The following is a 16,902-nucleotide window of genomic DNA, read 5'->3' as shown; positions in this document are numbered from 1 at the left end:
TATTTCCTCTCTATCTAAATGGAACGACTATTTTGAATAACAAACCAATCGTCAGAAAAATCATCAACCGCCTTTTGGATAGATGGCATGGCGAAAGCTGATTCAAAAACATCTGCTCCTGCTGTAACAGCATGCGAACCTGCAGCTAAAGCATTATTTACTTGTGCTACATTTTTAAAGGATGCGGCTAAAATCTTACTAGGAGAGTTCTGTCTGTCAATAGCAAGAGCTAATTGACGAATGACAGAATTTGAATCAATGTTCAGATTTTCCATTCTATTATAATATGGAGCTAGGTAATCCGCTCCTGCTTCAATAGCTAAGAATCCCTGAATAACTGTATAAATAGCTGTTGCAGTGATATGGTAGCCCTCTTTTTTTAGCACCTTTATTGCACGTAATCCAGCTGGAGTAACAGGTACTTTGATAAATACATCATCTCCTGCTTGTCTTCGAATTTCATGAGCATCCTTTAAGATGCCTTCAAAATCTTGAGAAATCACCTGAACATGAATAGAGGGTGCAGAGCCAATCAATTCTCTTACATCTTTGATTCGTTCAAAAAAATTAATAGATCCCTCTCTTTTTGCAATAGTGGGATTTGAAGTTACCCCAGCTAGCGGTAAAATTTCAGACCATTTTTTAATCTCATCTAAATTTAATGTGTCAAGCATAAATTCCATAAAAAGAACCTCTTTATTTTACAATGTATGCTCAGTACGTCCTATAATATCATCTTGGGTTGCCTTAGAAAGAACATTGAAGAATGCAGAGTATCCTGCAACACGAACAATTAAATCTCTGTGTTTTTCAGGATGTTTCTGAGCGTCAATCAACGTCTCTCTGGAAACAACATTGTATTGAATATGGTACCCATGTAAACGATTAAAGAATGTTCGTAACAAAGCAATTAGTTTTAATTTATCTTCTTCTTTGGCTAACGTTTGAGGATTTACTTTCTGATTTAAGAGAACCCCACCTACGATTTCATCTGTTGGTAATTTTGAAACAGATTTTAAAACAGATGTAGGACCGTGTTGATCCATATTATGTGATGGTGAACAACCCTCTGCTAGCGGTGTACCTGCATTGCGACCATCTGGAGTTGCTAATGTTCCACGTCCCTGTCCTACGTTGGCTGAGATAGAAGAGGTTCCTGAATAACGAATTCCTCCAATAGGTCCTCTTCCATAACGTGTATTAGGATATTTAGCAATTTCATCAACATAAATGTCATAAGCAGCCGTAACTAATTTATCAGCATAATCATCATCGTTACCGTACTTAGGCGCATCATTAATCAACATTTCTTGAATAGCCTTACCTTCTTCTCCAGCATAATCTGTTTCTAGTGCATGCCAAAGTTGACTTGGGCTTATACGTTCTTCCTCAAATACCAACTTTTTAATTGCAGCTAATGAATCCGACAAATTTGCAATTCCAACTTGCAAACCTGATATATAGTCATATACTGCTCCACCTTCTTTAAGATGTTTCCCACGACCAATACAATCATCAGTCAATGCTGAACATAGAATATCAGGAACTTCTCGTTCCAATGATAAATCAATAGAATTTTCAACAATAACACTCATTCGTGTCAAATATCTTAGTGTTTTATCCCAAGCATTTTCTAATTCAGAAAAGTTCTTCATATCCTTAAAATGACCAAAGCTTGGTGCAAACCGTTTACCCGAAGCCGGATCAATTCCATCATTCATCGTGATAAGTAGAACCTTAGGGAAGTTCATATAACTCATGCCTGTGCAACGATAGCCCCATTTCCCTGGAACTGCCGTTTCAACACATCCAATGGCACTGTAATCATAAGCATCATCTTCCAATACTCCTTTTGCAATAAAAGAAGGAATAATAATCTCATCATTATTAAATGCAGGCATACCAAAACCAAGCTTCATCACTTCAATACACTCATTCATGAAACGAGCATCTAAACCTGCATGGTAACGTACAGTTAGATTAGGTTGCGGTAGATGGGTTTGTGCAACTGATTTTAATACCAAATAAGATAATGGGTTAACAGCATCCTTCTTATCTCGAGTCTGTCCACCAATTGTAACATTTTGATATAAAGGACTTCCTGCTGAAGAAAATGTATGTGCTTGACTGCGAACCTTATTAATTGTAATTGTCTTAATCCAAAGATTTGTTAGACGTTCAACAATGCTATCTTCTGTTTCTTTACCACTTTCTAAATCAGCCTTCATATATGGATACATATATTGATCAAAACGGCCATATGAAAGAGAGTGGCCATTAGATTCAATTTGTAAAATACATTGTATAAACCAAACTGATTGAATAGCTTCTGCAAAAGTAGTTGCCGGTTCATATGGGACTCGAGAGCAAATATCTGCAATCTCAAGTAATTCTTTTTTACGTTTAGGATTTGCATTTTCGGCTAAATTTTTAGCAAGAGCAACAAAGCGATTTGCATATACTTTAATAGCATCGATTACGATAAATATAGAGTCGTAAAAATGATATTTATCAATACTTGCTGGATCTGTTAAATCTAGCGCTGCTTTCGCTTTACGAGCCCGCTCTTCAAAACCTCTTAAGCCAAATTGCAAAAGTTTCTGATAGTTAACTGCTAAGTGAGCATCTCCAGAATTCATCTTACCTTCCATACCGAAGAATCCTGTTTCCATATAAACAGACACTTCTTCAGGTAATAAGGCACCAGCTCTAGCACGTAAATTATTATTTTCCCAAAACGGAGCGATACTTCTAAGTTGTTCTTTTGTTTCTTCTGTAATATAGAAAACATCTCCATCACGCTTTTCAAAAAGATCCAACTCATTGAGAACAAATTCTAGCGTATATTCTGGAAAAATAGGAGCATCTTTATTGGAAGAAGCTTGATTTCCCGCAATCATAGATTCTTCTTCGATATAGATAGTCATATTTTCCAAAATTTCTTTCAGCATATAGGCGCGTTTTAGGACATTAGGTTGTTCCTTATATCGATCATAAGCGCGTGTTGCTAGAACTGCTCTCTCAGCATCAATATAAGGTTTTTTATTTAAAACATCTTCTCGATATTTGTTCATCCTTTCAGTAAGGCTGCCAAAATATTCTGTCTTGATTGTTGTTCTTGCTACTTCTGTATTTACCATCGTAAGCACCTTTCTTTCGAAAATATTTTTGTTTCTTTCGAAAATATAATACCTGATTTTTTAGAGAATTTCAAGCTTTTAACTAGAAAAACTTTAACTCCCTAATTTTTAGCACAAATGTGTGTTTAATGATAATACACAAATGTTTTTTTACATTTATCAAACTTCATTCTGATACGCTAAACGATCCTGTACTTTAAAGAATGGGAAATAAACTAATGTAGACATCCCTAATATCACCAGCTGAGTAATAACTCCTTGCCATCCACCAACCATAAATCCTGATATAATAGCTGGGGTGCTCCAAGGTAAGGTAACTCCTGAAAATGGCTGCATGAAACCTGTTGCAATAGCCCCATATACTATAACAGCTGCAAGTACAGGAACAAGAATGAAAGGTACAAACATAACTGGATTCATGACAATCGGAAATCCAAATACAACTGGCTCATTTACGTTAAATATTGCTGGAAAAGCTGCTACTTTCCCTAACGCTTGGTACTGTTTAGATTTTGCTGCAAAAAGCATGGCAACTACAAGACCAAACGTAATTCCTGAACCAGATAGAATTAAAAATGAATCTAAAAATTGTTGAGTAACAATATGTGCACCATTTTCTAATGATAGATTACCGGAGGCTAACATAGCTTTATTAGCATCAAGATTAGATAAAAGCAGAGCTGTCACTACTCCATTTACTACCGATTGTCCATGGACACCAAACCACCATAAAAATGATATAAAGAATGCAATTCCAATTGCACCATACAAAGATCCAGTTAAACCTTGCAATGGAACTTGAATAACAGAATAAATCATTTCAATAAATGTTCCGCCATTAGTCAATGACTTCGCTAAAATATATACAATCATAGAAGATAAGAAAATTACAAATGCTGGAATCATTGCTTCAAACTGTTTGGCAATAGCTTGTGGAACTTGTTCTGGCATCTTAATAACAATTTTTCTCTTTATAAAGAAGGTATAAATACTTCCTACTACCAAACCTATAATGATAGCACCGATAATTCCTTGGCCTCCAAACCAAACTTTACTAATAGCGTCCCCAATCGCCTCACCTTGTTTAGGGATATAAGATGATCTTAGTAAAATAAAGAATGCAGATACAGAAAGAACCCCAGCTGGCAATGCCTCTACTCCGCTATTCTTAGCATAAGAATAGGCAATTGAAAAACAAGAAATTAGACCCATAATCGCAAAAGTTCCTGAATAGACTTGCATAAAAGGCTCTGTCCAGTCTGCCCCAAATACACTAGCAATACTTTGATTCAATCCTTCAAAGGGTAATTGCCCCATAATTAAGAACAAACTCCCAACTACTGTTAATGGTAAAATAGCCAACATACCATCTTTTAGAGCTATAATACCACGCATATTCACAAATTTCATCATTGGTGCAATGATTTTCTGAACATCCATCTTTGCCATAATAAAACTCCTTTTCTTACCCACTAATCAAAGATAGGGCCAAATCTAATACTTTTTTCCCATCTAACATACCATAGTCCATCATCGGAATAACAGCTATCGGAACATCACACTTATCACAAATTTCTTTTGATTTATCTAATGTATAAGCAACTTGAGGCCCCAATAGTGCAACATCTAGATTTGGGGCATAATCCGCTAATTTAGACTGAGAAAACGCCTCTATTTCTGCCTCAACTCCACTAGATTGCGCTGCAATTTTCATATTATTTACAAGCATACCAGTAGAAAATCCTGCTGCACAAAACAAACCAATCTTCACCATTATAATTTCCTCCTCTATGTTAATAACAATGATAATACTCTAGTATTATTTTTTATGAAGTTCTTTTCTCAAACTAATAATTTCTTTGATTAAATTAATCTCCGTCATACTAGTCATGAGATGATCTTGTGAATGAACAAAGAGAGCTGTAATTTCTGTCTTTGTACCAGACGCTTCCTGTGCCAAGAATTTTGTTTGTAGATTATGGGCTTCTAATAAGGCTGCATCAGCTAACTGGATTTCTTCTTCACATCGTTCACATGTACCGTTTTTTATATAATCTAACGCTTTATAAATATGTTGTTTCGCATCACCAGCATATAAAATTAAACCCATGATAATTTGATCTGGAACAATAATTTCCATAAATTCCTCCTCATTTCACTATGTAAAAAGCTTTTTCATTTGAAATTTTAAAATTTTCTTTTGTAACTATAGAATACAACTACATAATAAACTTGTCAATCTAAAAACAACATATAAACCATTTTTGTTTATATAAGCACAAATGTGCAATTGATTAAAAAGAAAAAACGATAAACTGATATCAGTCTATCATTTTCACTCGCATAAAATATTTCGAAAAGAAAAATCACCATCTTCTTCTAAAACTTTTAAAATTGTATTTTTATCTGTAATCAGATGATTTACTAGATTAGCACGCAAGACAGAAAGAATCGCAGATACTTTCGTATCACCGTAAGCAACAGCTAAACTTTGAGGAATATTTTTTAAATCTTCCAAAGAGATTGCTATCGTTCTTTCCTGTAAGTTCTCATAAACTTCTTTACCTTTTGAATCAAAGAATCGACAACAAATTTCCCCTACAGTTTTAACTTTTGTCAATTCTTTAAAGTCATCCTCTGTAAGCATGTCTAACCATTGATGTTTTCCTTTATTACTAAAATCACCAATCCCAACCACAACTATATCTAAATCTTTCCAACTATTTTTCAAATCTTCAAAATATCTTGATTGCAAAATACCATCTGCTAACAATTTATTTTCTTGCACAATTGTTGCATTCATAAATGTACACTCTCCATGAAATTTTCTAGACATTTCATAAATCAGTGTATTCACATGGTATTTAGCGTGTATGTGACTAGGACCACCTGCTAGAGGATAGAAGTGAACATTTCGAACACTTTTGCTGTGGATTAAATCTACTAAATTACTTAAACTTTTCCCCCAAGAAAAGCCAATTTTCATATTATCATCAATTAAATTCCTAAGGACACCTGCTGCAACTTGAGAAATTCTTTCAGATAAAATTGTTGGATTGTCATCAAATTCATTTGGAATAATTTCTAAACTTTCCAGACCATATTTTTCTTTTACATAATTTTCCAACTTAAACATATTGGTATCAAAATTCTCTATTTCAATTTTAACAATTCCTGCATTCCTTGCTTCTGTTAACATTCTACTAATAGAGGTTCTATAAATTCCTAATTTTGCTGCTATTTGTGACTGATTTAAGTTTTCAATATAATACAGATAAGCAATTTTAGAGAGTAGTTTATTCCTATCTTGATTCATACACTTAACCTCTTACGAAACTACCTTAACCATTATCCCAGCATTTTCTAATGTAGCTATATTTTGTTTAGAAAGTTTTTCGTCTGTTATTACTTCATAGACTTGACTTAAAGCAAATCTTCTTACTGTACCCCTTTTATCAAATTTACTTGAGTCAGTTAGCACAATGACTTTATCCGACGCTGCTGAAATATATTGAACTACCTCACTGCGCATTAAATCTTTTCCTGTAAAGCCCATCTCTTTATCGTAGCCATCTGTCCCAACAAAAGCTTGACGCACATGAAAAGTCTGTATCATTTCTTTTAATAAAGGTCCTACGGTAACCTGTGAATCTTTCTGAAACTCTCCACCAAGAACAATAACACGACATGAATCATAACCTCTTACAAAATTTGCTATAAAAAATGAATTTGTTACAATAGTGACATTTCTTTTTTGCTTGCAAATTTCCTCAGCAAGTAAAGCACAGGTTGAACCAGATTCTATCATTATTGTTTCATTATCTGATACCAATTTTACTGCTTCTTGAACAATTTTTCTCTTAATTTCATAATTAATTGACAAGCGTACATTTAAGTCATCTCCACTATTTAACACAGCATATCCATGCTCTCTGTGTAATAAGCCTTTTGACTCTAATTTATCTAAATCTTTTCTAATCGTTACTTTCGATACATTTAATTTTTCCGATAATGTATTAACATCAATCTTTTCATATTCTGATACTAATTTAATAATTTGTTCCAATCTTTTCATTTTACACCTCCGTTTTATTCTACCAAAATAAAAAGCAAAAAACAACAAATTAAACTTTCGTTCGTAATTGTTTTTCTTTCGTTTTTGTGATAGGATAGAATTATAAAGAGGAGGAACTCTTATGGAAATATCTAAAGGAATTATTTTTAATATTCAACACTTTTCAATTCATGACGGTCCGGGTATTCGTACAACTGTTTTTTTAAAAGGATGTCCTCTGCGCTGTCCTTGGTGTTCTAATCCTGAATCTCAAAGAATGAAACCTGAAAAAATGAAAGATGCTCAACGAGAGAAATTCACCTTAGTCGGTGAAGAAAAGACTGTTGAAGAAATTATTACAGAGGTATTAAAAGACAAAGAATTTTACGAAGAATCCGGTGGAGGTTTAACTTTATCAGGGGGTGAAATATTTGCTCAGTTTGAATTTGCTAAAGCCATCTTAAAGTCAGCTAAAGAACATCACATACACACTGCCATTGAAACTACTGCCTTTGTTGATCATGAAAAATTTGTTGATTTAATCCAATATGTGGATTTTATCTACACAGACCTAAAACATTATAATTCTATAAAACATAAAAAAGTGACTGGGGTTTTTAATCAAATGATTATTAAAAACATTCATTATGCTTTTTCTCAACATAAAACTATCGTTTTAAGAATCCCGGTTATTCCTGATTTTAACAATAGTTTAGAGGATGCAGAAGAATTCGCTACTCTATTTAACTCATTAAATATCGACCAAGTTCAACTACTCCCTTTTCATCAATTTGGTGAAAACAAATATCGTTTATTAAATCGGAAATATGAAATGGATGGAGTCAACGCACTTCATCCCGAAGATCTTATTGATTATCAAAAGGTATTTCTGAACCATCATATTAATTGTTATTTCTAGTTTATTTCCTTGAAATGCTCTAGCTATTTGCAGATAACAAGCATCTATAATACATACTTAACTTTTCAAAAGGTTTAGCTAAAAAATTTTAGCCAAACCTTTTCTATTTTACCTTGCTCTAGAATTTTTAAACTGCTATACTTATAACAGAAAACCCTTCCAAGGAGGTAGCGGATGTCTCATTCCTTTAAAAAATCTCTCCAAAAAGAAATTCTCCATAGAAGCTCTATCGCAGCCTTTGTGACCTCTCTTTTACTACTCATTTTACTTTTTGGTTTTTCCTATTTTTTACAAAAGCAGCAACTCTCCAAAGATACGAGACAGATTGTCAAACAAGTTCAAGAGATGAAAGAAGCAAATAATGAGCTCCTGACTACCATGAACCATAAAATGATTCTTGGATTTTTGGACGGCAAACACACAGAGAGAGAAGTCTTTAGCTTATTTTACGAGACAAAAGCTAAATTAAAACTTAGTTCTGACCTCATTATCCTAAGTGATACAGGTGAATTACTATTTAGTACCAATCGAAATCATCAAGAAAGTATTTTATCTCCCTACTATCTAAAACTGCTCATTCAAAATCCTTCTCAAGATAAAGTTACAGAAAAAATTGCACTCTCTTCAGACAAGCAACACTACACACTCTTTATCAAACCACTACTTCAAAACCAACGAGTTAAGGCCTATACTATTGCTTTCTTAAATGAGAATGATTTCATCTCAAGTTTCCCAATGATCAATTCCAAATACATCATTACCGATAGCTTTGGAAATATGTTCTCCAACAATACAAATCAATTCACTCGTTCCACTCTGGAAAAATTTGATGAAAAACTCCTACACTCTCGCACCCACTGGTATGCGAACGAACCGCTTATTGTTCAAAAAGAAAAAGTCGGTGCTATTTTTTCAATCTATACTTTTCAATCCTTCTTTCCTATTCCTAGCTTACTTGGTCTAGCCTCCATTCTCACCTTATGTATATTCTTCCTCTACTTCTGGCAAGCAAGGCGAATTGCTCATAAAATTGCCACACACAATGCTGTTCCTATTGAAAGTTTGGTTTACCAACTTCAAGAAATTCCTAAACAAGCAGAAAAAAGGCTTTCTCTACAAACAGGTGATGAGTTTGAATTTATGGCCGAAAAAATTAATAATATGTTGTACGAATTAGATCAACTTCATCAAAAAATGTTGACCATAGAAAAAGAAAAATGGATTTTTGAAAGAAAAATGCTGGAAGCTCAGTTCAATCCTCATTTTCTCTACAATACACTTGAGACGATTAAAATCACTTCTTTAATGGATGCCGCTCTCACACAAGACCTAATTCAAAATCTCACGCGCATTCTTCGCTACAGTATCACCGATTTAGAAAAAGAAACAACCATTTGCCAAGATTTAAAGATTATAGAGGATTACCTTATGATTCATAAGATTCGTTTTGAGCACTTTTCCTATGATATTGTCTGTCCAGAAACTGTCGATAATCAGCCTATACCTAAGCTTTTCTTGCTTCCTCTCGTAGAAAATGCTATAAAATATGGGATGCAATACCGTATTGATCTTCATATAGATATCCAAATTACCTTGGAAGCAGATTCTCTGACTTTTTTAGTCAAGGATAATGCTGGAGGGCTCACAAAACAAGAGCAACTCGCTATTTTAGACTCTTTAGAAAGCCCTCATACCCAGCATGGCATCGTTAACAGCTATAAACGATTGAGCAATTTCTTTTCTGATGTCCAGCTAGATTTAGGAGTCAATCGCCAAGGAGAAACTTGGGTCAAATTTATAACGAAAGGACTAACTCATGTTTAAGCTCATTATCGTAGAAGACGAACACCTCATTCGAAAATGGCTAGAGATTGCCGTAGACTACTCTGCCTTAGGTATCCAAGTCGTAGGAACTGCCAGTCACGGTCAAGAGGGAATGAAACTCATCCAAGAAAAAGAACCTCATATTGTCTTAACAGACATCACAATGCCAATTATGGATGCTTTTATGATGTTCGAAGCCACTCGTACTCTCTCCTATGAAAAAGTTATCTTATCAGGTTATAACGATTTTCAAAATGCCAAAAAAGCCATGCAATATGGAGCAGTTGATTTTCTATCCAAACCAATTGATACCAAGGAATTGACAGAATGCCTTCAAAAAATTGTTTTGCGATTACGAGTTAGCACTCGTCAAGAAACTCCTTTTTTAGAAGAATATCAAACTTTACTCACCTCTATCCAACAAATTGATACACAAAACCAAATCATTCAGCAAATTCTTGAATTTGTTCATCAACACTACTGTATGCACTTTACCATTTCTAGCATTGCAGAGAATCTAGGATATAGTGAAAGTTATCTATATAAGGTTATCAAAGAAGACTTCCCAATGACGCTAAATGAATATATCTTACGCTACCGCCTCAAGCAAGCTATAGATAAAATAGCTGAGTCCCCCAATTCCCCCCTAAGCTATATCTCTGAACAAGTTGGATTTTCAGACTATAAATATTTTGCCAAAGTTTTTAAAAAATATCTCCATATTTCTCCAAAAGAATTAAAACTTATGGATAAAAATCATTGATGTAAAAGGATTGCTCAACTCTAGCAATCTTTTTATTTTGTACTTTTACTCAATGAAAATCAAATTGCTAACTACTCAAATCATAGCTTTGAGATTGCAGATAAAGTGACGTATTTTGAAGAGGATTACCATCAAAATCTCAGCTACAATTCACCCATCCTTGCTCTAGGAACTCATTTCCTATTTTTCGTTTTAGATTTCTTTAAGGTTTTTATTATATCCTGTAGGACTCTACAATTTAAAAACATTAATAATCTAGGTAGAGAAAATGTTCGTAAAAAGGAGATACTTATGAAAAAAATATTATTTTTTCTCTCTTGTAGTTGGATATTCCTTTCTTTATCAGGATGTTCTTCACCTATAGAAGCGGAAACTAGCGCTGAAAAAGATTCAGATAACACTTTGGTTGTCTACTCGCCTAACCCTGAAGATCTTATCGAAGAGACAATCCCAGCCTTCGAAGAAAAATATGGTATTAAGGTTGAATTAGTACAAGCCAGCACTGGTGAATTGTTCAAAAAAGCTGAGGCTGAAAAAGAATCCCCTGTAGCCGATGTCATTTTCGGAGGCTCCTACGCCCTCTTCTCTTCTAACGAAAATCTTTTTGAACCTTATATTTCTCAAGAGAACGACCAGATAATCCCTGAATATCAAAATAAAACCGGATTCTACACGCCTTACACACTTGATGTCAGTGTCATCATTGCCAATTCAGCTCTTACAAAAGATATTAAAATTGAAGGCTACAATGATCTACTCAATCCTAAATTAAAAGGTAAAATTGCTACTGCTGATCCAAGTAACGCATCTAGCGCCTTTGCACAATTAACAAACATGCTTGTCGATCAAGGTGGGTACGAAAATGAACAAGCTTGGAACTATGTGAAAAATCTCTTTACCCTAGTAGATGGAAAGATTGCATCTAGCTCTTCAAATGTTTACAAAGCTGTCGCCGATGGAGAAATGGCTGTAGGGCTCACCTATGAAGATCCTGCCTTAAAACTCTTAAACGACGGAGTTGATGTAAAAGTCATTTATCCAAAAGAAGGAACCGTCTTTTTACCTGGTAACGCGGCTATCGTCAAAAACGCCAAACACATGGAAAACGCCAAGAAGTTTATCGATTTTCTCCTTTCTCAAGAAATTCAAGATAAGCTAGGAACTGAAACAACAATCAGACCCATTCGTAAAAATGCTAAAACCAATAAAAATATGAAGGCTATGACAGAAATCAATATTGCCACTGAAGATTCCGATTATATCATTAAAAACAAATCCGCCATTCTTAAAAAGTACAATGATATTTTTACAGATATCCAATCTAAAAAATAACATTTGACTTTCCAATGATTAACTGTCAAACCCTACTATAAAATCAAAAGATTACTTCCGTTTTTGTAGAGAATTTTACTCTAATAGAATAGAATTATCGGTTTTAAAAACGCTTACATTGTTTTACAATAAACTTAAATAACATAACGGAGGTATCCATCATGAAAAAGAAATGGATGTATTATGCTGCTTGCGGACTAGCTCTTTTTGGTCTTGCTGCTTGTTCTTCTAATGAATCTGCCGATGGCGGTTCATCTGATAAAGGAGACGGCGGTTCGCTAGTCGTTTATTCACCAAACTCAGAGGGCTTAATCGGAGCAACTATTCCTGCCTTTGAAGAAAAATATGGTATCAAAGTAGAACTGATTCAAGCTGGTACTGGAGAACTTTTCAAAAAACTAGAGTCAGAAAAAGAAGCTCCTGTAGCCGATGTCATCTTTGGTGGTTCTTATACGCAATATGCTACCCACGGAGAACTCTTTGAAAACTATACTTCAAAAGAAAATGATAATGTTATCAAAGAATATCAAAACACAACTGGCTACTCTACGCCTTATACACTAGATGGTAGTGTTTTAATCGTCAATCCTGATTTAACGAAAGGCATGAACATCGAAGGATATAGCGACCTTCTCAAACCTGAACTAAAAGGAAAAATCGCAACTGCTGACCCAGCAAACTCTTCTAGCGCCTTTGCTCAATTAACAAATATGCTACAAGCTCAAGGTGGTTACAAAGACGATAAAGCTTGGTCTTATGTAAAAGATCTCTTCACACTTATTGATGGTAAAATCGGTTCAAGCTCATCTGGTGTCTATAAAGCAGTCGCTGACGGAGAAATGGCTGTCGGTCTCTCTTATGAAGATCCAGCAGTTAAACTCTTAAATGACGGAGCTAACATCAAGGTAGTCTATCCAAAAGAAGGAACCGTCTTCCTACCTGCTAGTGCTGCTATCGTTAAAAAAGCTAAAAACATGGAAAATGCCAAGAAATTTATCGATTTCATTATCTCTCAAGAAGTACAAGATACACTTGGTACAACCACTACTAACCGTCCTGTTCGTAAAAATGCTAAAACAAGCGAAAATATGAAACCAATTGACAAAATCAAAACACTCACTGAAGATTATGATTATGTCATCAAGAATAAATCAGATATCGTTAAGAAATACAACGAAGTCTTTACAGATATCCAATCTAAACAGTAAAAGAGGTTCACTATGAGTGAGATCAAAATTATTAACGCCAAAAAAATCTACCACGATGTCCCTGTTATTGAGAATTTGAACATTACAATTCCAAAAGGAAGTCTCTTTACCCTTCTTGGGCCTTCAGGTTGTGGGAAAACGACTCTTCTTCGTATGATTGCAGGTTTCAACAGTATCGAAGGTGGAGAATTTTACTTCGATGATACAAAAATCAATAATATGGAACCCAGCAAACGCAATATCGGGATGGTTTTCCAAAACTACGCTATTTTCCCACATTTGACTGTCCGAGATAATGTCGCTTTTGGTCTCAAGCAAAAGAAGGTTCCAAAAGAAGAATTGGTCCAACAGACAAACAAGTATCTTGAACTCATGCAAATTGCTCAATATGCGGATCGAAAACCTGATAAACTCAGTGGTGGACAACAACAACGTGTCGCCTTGGCACGTGCCTTAGCTGTTAATCCAAGTGTTCTCCTCATGGACGAGCCACTTAGTAACCTAGATGCCAAACTTCGCTTGGATATGCGTCAAGCCATTCGAGAAATCCAACACGAAGTGGGAATTACAACTGTTTATGTAACCCACGACCAAGAAGAAGCCATGGCTATTTCAGACCAAATTGCTGTTATGAAAGATGGGGTGATCCAACAAATCGGCCGACCAAAAGAACTCTATCATAAACCAGCTAATGAGTTTGTAGCAACCTTTATCGGACGCACAAATATTATCCCTGCCACTCTTGAAAAACGGAGCGACGGCGCTTATATAGTCTTTTCAGATGGCTATGCTCTTCGAATGCCAGCTCTTGATCAGGCTGAGGAACAAGCTATTCATGTAAGCATTCGTCCTGAAGAGTTTATCAAAGATGAATCTGGAGATATTGAAGGAACTATTAGCGATAGCGTCTATCTTGGACTAAATACTGAATACTTCATCGAGACAGGCTTTGCCTCAAAAATTCAGGTTAGCGAAGAATCAACTTTTGAAGAAGATCTACAAAAAGGCGATCGTATTCGTCTACGAATCAATACTCAAAAATTAAACGTCTTTTCTGCAGATGGTTCCCAAAACCTGATAAAAGGAGTCAACCATGGAACGTAAAAAACTAAATATTTGGACAGCCTCCTCTTTCTTCATCTTTCTTACTTATCTTGTCTTTCTCGTTTATCCTATCGTTACCGTGCTAAAGCAAGCACTCATACATGAAGGACAATTCTCACTAGCTAATTTTGTCACTTTCTTTAGTAAAGCCTACTACTCTGAGACACTCGTCAACAGTTTCAAGGTTTCTATTACCGCTACTGTCACTTCCTTAGTCGTAGGAACCTTATTAGCTTATCTCTTTTCCATGTATGATTTCAAGGGAAAGAAATTTCTACAAATATTGATTATCATTGCTTCCATGTCAGCTCCTTTCGTGGGAGCCTACTCCTGGATTCTCTTGCTGGGACGAAATGGGGTCATTACTAAATTCCTGACAAATACCCTTCATCTTCCAGCTATCGATATTTATGGATTCAAAGGAATTGTACTTGTCTTTACACTGCAACTATTCCCACTGGTATTTCTATACGTTGCTGGGACAATGAAAAGTATTGACAATTCTCTACTTGAAGCTGCTGAAAGCATGGGTTCCTTTGGATTTAAGCGTATCGTAACGGTTATTTTACCTCTCCTAGTTCCAACCTTACTAGCAGCTGCCCTGCTTGTATTTATGAGAGCATTCTCAGACTTTGGAACCCCTATGTTGATTGGTGAAGGATATCGGACTTTCCCTGTTCTGATTTATACCCAATTTATTAGCGAGGTTGGAGGAAATTCAGCTTTTGCATCTGCTTTAGCAATTATGGCGATTATCATTGCCTTGGCAATTTTCCTTATCCAAAAATACATTTCAAATCGCTACAGTTTCAGCATGAATTCGCTCCATCCAATTGAGCCTAAAAAAACTACAAAAGGAAAAATGGCTGCCATTTATGCAACAGTCTACGGAATTATCTTGTTCTCTGTTCTACCTCAAGTCTACTTGATTTATACTTCTTTCCTAAAAACATCAGGTATGGTATTTGTCAAAGGCTATTCTCTAAACAGTTACAAGGTAGCTTTCAATCGTATGGGATCTGCTATTTTCAATACCATTCGTATCCCTTTGATTGCCTTAGTTCTAGTTGTCCTATTCGCAACATTTATCTCCTACCTAGCCGTTAGAAAACGTAATTTGTTTACAAACTTAATTGACAGCCTCAGTATGGTCCCTTATATTGTACCAGGAACCGTTCTAGGGATTGCCTTCATTTCTTCCTTTAATACTGGCCTATTTGGAAGTGGATTTCTTATGATTACAGGGACAGCTTTCATCTTGATCATGTCCCTATCTGTCAGAAGATTGCCTTATACTATTCGCTCATCTGTTGCTAGCTTGCAACAAATAGCACCAAGTATTGAAGAAGCCGCTGAGAGCTTAGGAAGTAGTCGTCTCAATACCTTTGCCAAGATTACAACTCCAATGATGCTATCTGGTATTATTTCTGGAGCTATCCTATCTTGGGTTACAATGATTTCAGAACTTTCTACTTCTATCCTCCTCTACAATGTCAAAACAAGAACAATGACTGTAGCCATTTATACAGAGGTTCTCAGAGGGAATTACGGTGTAGCCGCAGCCTTGTCAACTATCCTGACTGTTCTAACAGTAGGTTCCTTGCTCTTGTTTATGAAAATCTCTAAAAGTAATAGCATTACACTTTAGTTTTCCCCATCAAAAACAGCCGAAAGGATTATCCTCGGCTGTTTTTTCTTATCTTGATATTTCTATCAAATCCCTATTTCATAGCAAGCAAGTCTAGACTGATTTAATAGAGGCTTCCTCCATCTTCTCACGTCCTAGTTCTCGGTAACTACGGTCGCCGACAACTTCTACGCTAAACTGGCCGTCCTCATATTCAAGTATCGTCACGCTACCATTATCTAGACCATGCGGATGCATACCATTAATTAGATAAACAATGGTTCCAATAGTCATTCCGTGGCTGACAACGAGGGCATTGCCCCCACCCTGCTCTTCCATTTCTTTGGCAATCGCTTCAAAGCCTTCCTTAATTCGGCCACTGAGTTTTTCCCAGCCTTCAGCCCAACCAGCTGTATCGACCTCTACCAAACCCTCAGCCAGTTCAGCATAAGACAATTGGTGAACGTGGTCCACATTAAAGATACGAGGAATAATGCCCATGAAAAGATCACCATCATAAGCTCCGTCAAAACTACCGAAACACCATTCTCTGATACGCTTGTCCATGCGATAAGGGATTTTTCCCTGCAAGCCAAGTTCATCAAGGATAATTCCCATTGTCTGAATGGTGCGCCCAGAATCACTCGAATAAGCACGCTCAAACTGTAGACCAGATTCGCGCAAACCGATTCCTAATTCTTGAATCCCTCGTTCACCTTCAGCTGTTAAGGGAGTATCGCTCCAACCTTGCGCGCGACCAATCGTGTTAAACATAGTCTTGCCATGACGTACCAAATACAATCGTACTTTTACCATTTTCCGTCCTCCGTTTGCTTCTATTATATCATGGATGATAAAACAAAAGCCACCCAGACAGGCGACTTTTGCAGGAGATTATTATGAAAAAGTTTAGGAGTTCTATTAAATAAAG

15 protein-coding genes are annotated in these 16,902 nt (G+C 35.7%); 7 read left to right on the top strand and 8 right to left on the bottom strand.

Annotated elements, in window-relative coordinates:
• Positions 1-14 precede the first annotated feature (14 nt).
• From N8O43_RS06175 to N8O43_RS06145, 7 genes are all read right to left on the bottom strand, one after another.
• The gene (locus N8O43_RS06175; protein WP_261089749.1) at positions 15-683 is read right to left on the bottom strand and encodes a fructose-6-phosphate aldolase; all 669 of its coding nucleotides are present in this window, start codon (positions 681-683) and stop codon (positions 15-17) included.
• Positions 684-701: 18 nt separating this feature from the next.
• Complete coding sequence (locus N8O43_RS06170; RefSeq protein ID WP_261073813.1) at positions 702-3,140, bottom strand: glycyl radical protein; 2,439 nt, start codon at positions 3,138-3,140, stop codon at positions 702-704.
• A gap of 159 nt (positions 3,141-3,299) precedes the next feature.
• Positions 3,300-4,589, bottom strand: coding sequence for a PTS sugar transporter subunit IIC (locus N8O43_RS06165; protein WP_261089748.1), 1,290 nt, complete (start codon positions 4,587-4,589; stop codon positions 3,300-3,302).
• A 16-nt stretch (positions 4,590-4,605) separates the two neighbouring features.
• Positions 4,606-4,914 carry a PTS sugar transporter subunit IIB gene (locus tag N8O43_RS06160; RefSeq protein ID WP_000238723.1) on the bottom strand — a complete coding sequence of 103 codons (309 nt, stop codon included), beginning with the start codon at positions 4,912-4,914 and terminating at the stop codon, positions 4,606-4,608.
• A gap of 45 nt (positions 4,915-4,959) precedes the next feature.
• A complete protein-coding gene (locus tag N8O43_RS06155) occupies positions 4,960-5,280 on the bottom strand; it encodes a PTS lactose/cellobiose transporter subunit IIA (protein WP_000402908.1) in 321 nt (106 codons plus the stop codon).
• Between the two features lie 195 nt (positions 5,281-5,475).
• Complete coding sequence (locus tag N8O43_RS06150) at positions 5,476-6,456, bottom strand: sugar-binding transcriptional regulator (protein ID WP_001070838.1); 981 nt, start codon at positions 6,454-6,456, stop codon at positions 5,476-5,478.
• Between the two features lie 12 nt (positions 6,457-6,468).
• On the bottom strand, positions 6,469-7,215 hold the full coding sequence (locus N8O43_RS06145) for a DeoR/GlpR family DNA-binding transcription regulator (RefSeq protein ID WP_000824973.1): 747 nt from the start codon (positions 7,213-7,215) through the stop codon (positions 6,469-6,471).
• Positions 7,216-7,336: 121 nt separating this feature from the next.
• Here N8O43_RS06145 and N8O43_RS06140 point away from each other — a divergent pair, with 121 nt between their 5' ends.
• The 7 genes from N8O43_RS06140 (at position 7,337) to N8O43_RS06110 (ending at position 15,992) form a co-directional block, all read left to right on the top strand.
• Positions 7,337-8,113, top strand: a complete 777-nt coding sequence (locus tag N8O43_RS06140; protein WP_000406173.1) for a glycyl-radical enzyme activating protein — start codon at positions 7,337-7,339, stop codon at positions 8,111-8,113.
• Positions 8,114-8,287: 174 nt separating this feature from the next.
• Positions 8,288-9,937: a sensor histidine kinase gene (locus N8O43_RS06135; RefSeq protein ID WP_261072433.1), complete on the top strand. Its 1,650-nt coding sequence runs from the start codon at positions 8,288-8,290 to the stop codon at positions 9,935-9,937.
• A complete protein-coding gene (locus tag N8O43_RS06130) occupies positions 9,930-10,700 on the top strand; it encodes a response regulator transcription factor (RefSeq protein ID WP_261089746.1) in 771 nt (256 codons plus the stop codon). The genes N8O43_RS06135 and N8O43_RS06130 overlap by 8 nt, the downstream gene beginning before the upstream one ends.
• A 291-nt stretch (positions 10,701-10,991) precedes the next feature.
• Positions 10,992-12,032, top strand: a complete 1,041-nt coding sequence (locus N8O43_RS06125) for an ABC transporter substrate-binding protein (RefSeq protein WP_261223704.1) — start codon at positions 10,992-10,994, stop codon at positions 12,030-12,032.
• A 161-nt stretch (positions 12,033-12,193) separates the two neighbouring features.
• Complete coding sequence (locus N8O43_RS06120) at positions 12,194-13,240, top strand: ABC transporter substrate-binding protein (RefSeq protein WP_000731166.1); 1,047 nt, start codon at positions 12,194-12,196, stop codon at positions 13,238-13,240.
• Between the two features lie 12 nt (positions 13,241-13,252).
• The gene (locus N8O43_RS06115; RefSeq protein WP_084928770.1) at positions 13,253-14,344 is read left to right on the top strand and encodes an ABC transporter ATP-binding protein; all 1,092 of its coding nucleotides are present in this window, start codon (positions 13,253-13,255) and stop codon (positions 14,342-14,344) included.
• Positions 14,334-15,992, top strand: coding sequence for an ABC transporter permease (locus N8O43_RS06110; protein WP_045597598.1), 1,659 nt, complete (start codon positions 14,334-14,336; stop codon positions 15,990-15,992). The genes N8O43_RS06115 and N8O43_RS06110 overlap by 11 nt, the downstream gene beginning before the upstream one ends.
• 93 nt (positions 15,993-16,085) lie before the next feature.
• On the opposite strand, the gene N8O43_RS06105 is transcribed toward N8O43_RS06110, so the two are convergent.
• The gene (locus N8O43_RS06105) at positions 16,086-16,787 is read right to left on the bottom strand and encodes a histidine phosphatase family protein (RefSeq protein WP_084888270.1); all 702 of its coding nucleotides are present in this window, start codon (positions 16,785-16,787) and stop codon (positions 16,086-16,088) included.
• Positions 16,788-16,902 lie beyond the last annotated feature (115 nt).

The organism is Streptococcus mitis (assembly GCF_946190335.1).
In the GTDB taxonomy this organism is placed as follows: Bacteria; Bacillota; Bacilli; order Lactobacillales; family Streptococcaceae; genus Streptococcus; species Streptococcus mitis_CH.
Note: the sequence above shows the minus strand (reverse complement) of the source record. Positions and strands in the feature narration are given on the sequence as shown.

What these genes read in the sequence shown, in the direction of transcription:
- N8O43_RS06175 (WP_261089749.1), bottom strand. Translation starts at nt 683, where the DNA reads ATGGAATTTATGCTTGACACATTAAATTTAGATGAGATTAAAAAATGG.
- N8O43_RS06170 (WP_261073813.1), bottom strand. Translation starts at nt 3,140, where the DNA reads ATGGTAAATACAGAAGTAGCAAGAACAACAATCAAGACAGAATATTTT.
- N8O43_RS06165 (WP_261089748.1), bottom strand. Translation starts at nt 4,589, where the DNA reads ATGGCAAAGATGGATGTTCAGAAAATCATTGCACCAATGATGAAATTT.
- N8O43_RS06160 (WP_000238723.1), bottom strand. Translation starts at nt 4,914, where the DNA reads ATGGTGAAGATTGGTTTGTTTTGTGCAGCAGGATTTTCTACTGGTATG.
- N8O43_RS06155 (WP_000402908.1), bottom strand. Translation starts at nt 5,280, where the DNA reads ATGGAAATTATTGTTCCAGATCAAATTATCATGGGTTTAATTTTATAT.
- N8O43_RS06150 (WP_001070838.1), bottom strand. Translation starts at nt 6,456, where the DNA reads ATGAATCAAGATAGGAATAAACTACTCTCTAAAATTGCTTATCTGTAT.
- N8O43_RS06145 (WP_000824973.1), bottom strand. Translation starts at nt 7,215, where the DNA reads ATGAAAAGATTGGAACAAATTATTAAATTAGTATCAGAATATGAAAAG.
- N8O43_RS06140 (WP_000406173.1), top strand. Translation starts at nt 7,337, where the DNA reads ATGGAAATATCTAAAGGAATTATTTTTAATATTCAACACTTTTCAATT.
- N8O43_RS06135 (WP_261072433.1), top strand. Translation starts at nt 8,288, where the DNA reads ATGTCTCATTCCTTTAAAAAATCTCTCCAAAAAGAAATTCTCCATAGA.
- N8O43_RS06130 (WP_261089746.1), top strand. Translation starts at nt 9,930, where the DNA reads ATGTTTAAGCTCATTATCGTAGAAGACGAACACCTCATTCGAAAATGG.
- N8O43_RS06125 (WP_261223704.1), top strand. Translation starts at nt 10,992, where the DNA reads ATGAAAAAAATATTATTTTTTCTCTCTTGTAGTTGGATATTCCTTTCT.
- N8O43_RS06120 (WP_000731166.1), top strand. Translation starts at nt 12,194, where the DNA reads ATGAAAAAGAAATGGATGTATTATGCTGCTTGCGGACTAGCTCTTTTT.
- N8O43_RS06115 (WP_084928770.1), top strand. Translation starts at nt 13,253, where the DNA reads ATGAGTGAGATCAAAATTATTAACGCCAAAAAAATCTACCACGATGTC.
- N8O43_RS06110 (WP_045597598.1), top strand. Translation starts at nt 14,334, where the DNA reads ATGGAACGTAAAAAACTAAATATTTGGACAGCCTCCTCTTTCTTCATC.
- N8O43_RS06105 (WP_084888270.1), bottom strand. Translation starts at nt 16,787, where the DNA reads ATGGTAAAAGTACGATTGTATTTGGTACGTCATGGCAAGACTATGTTT.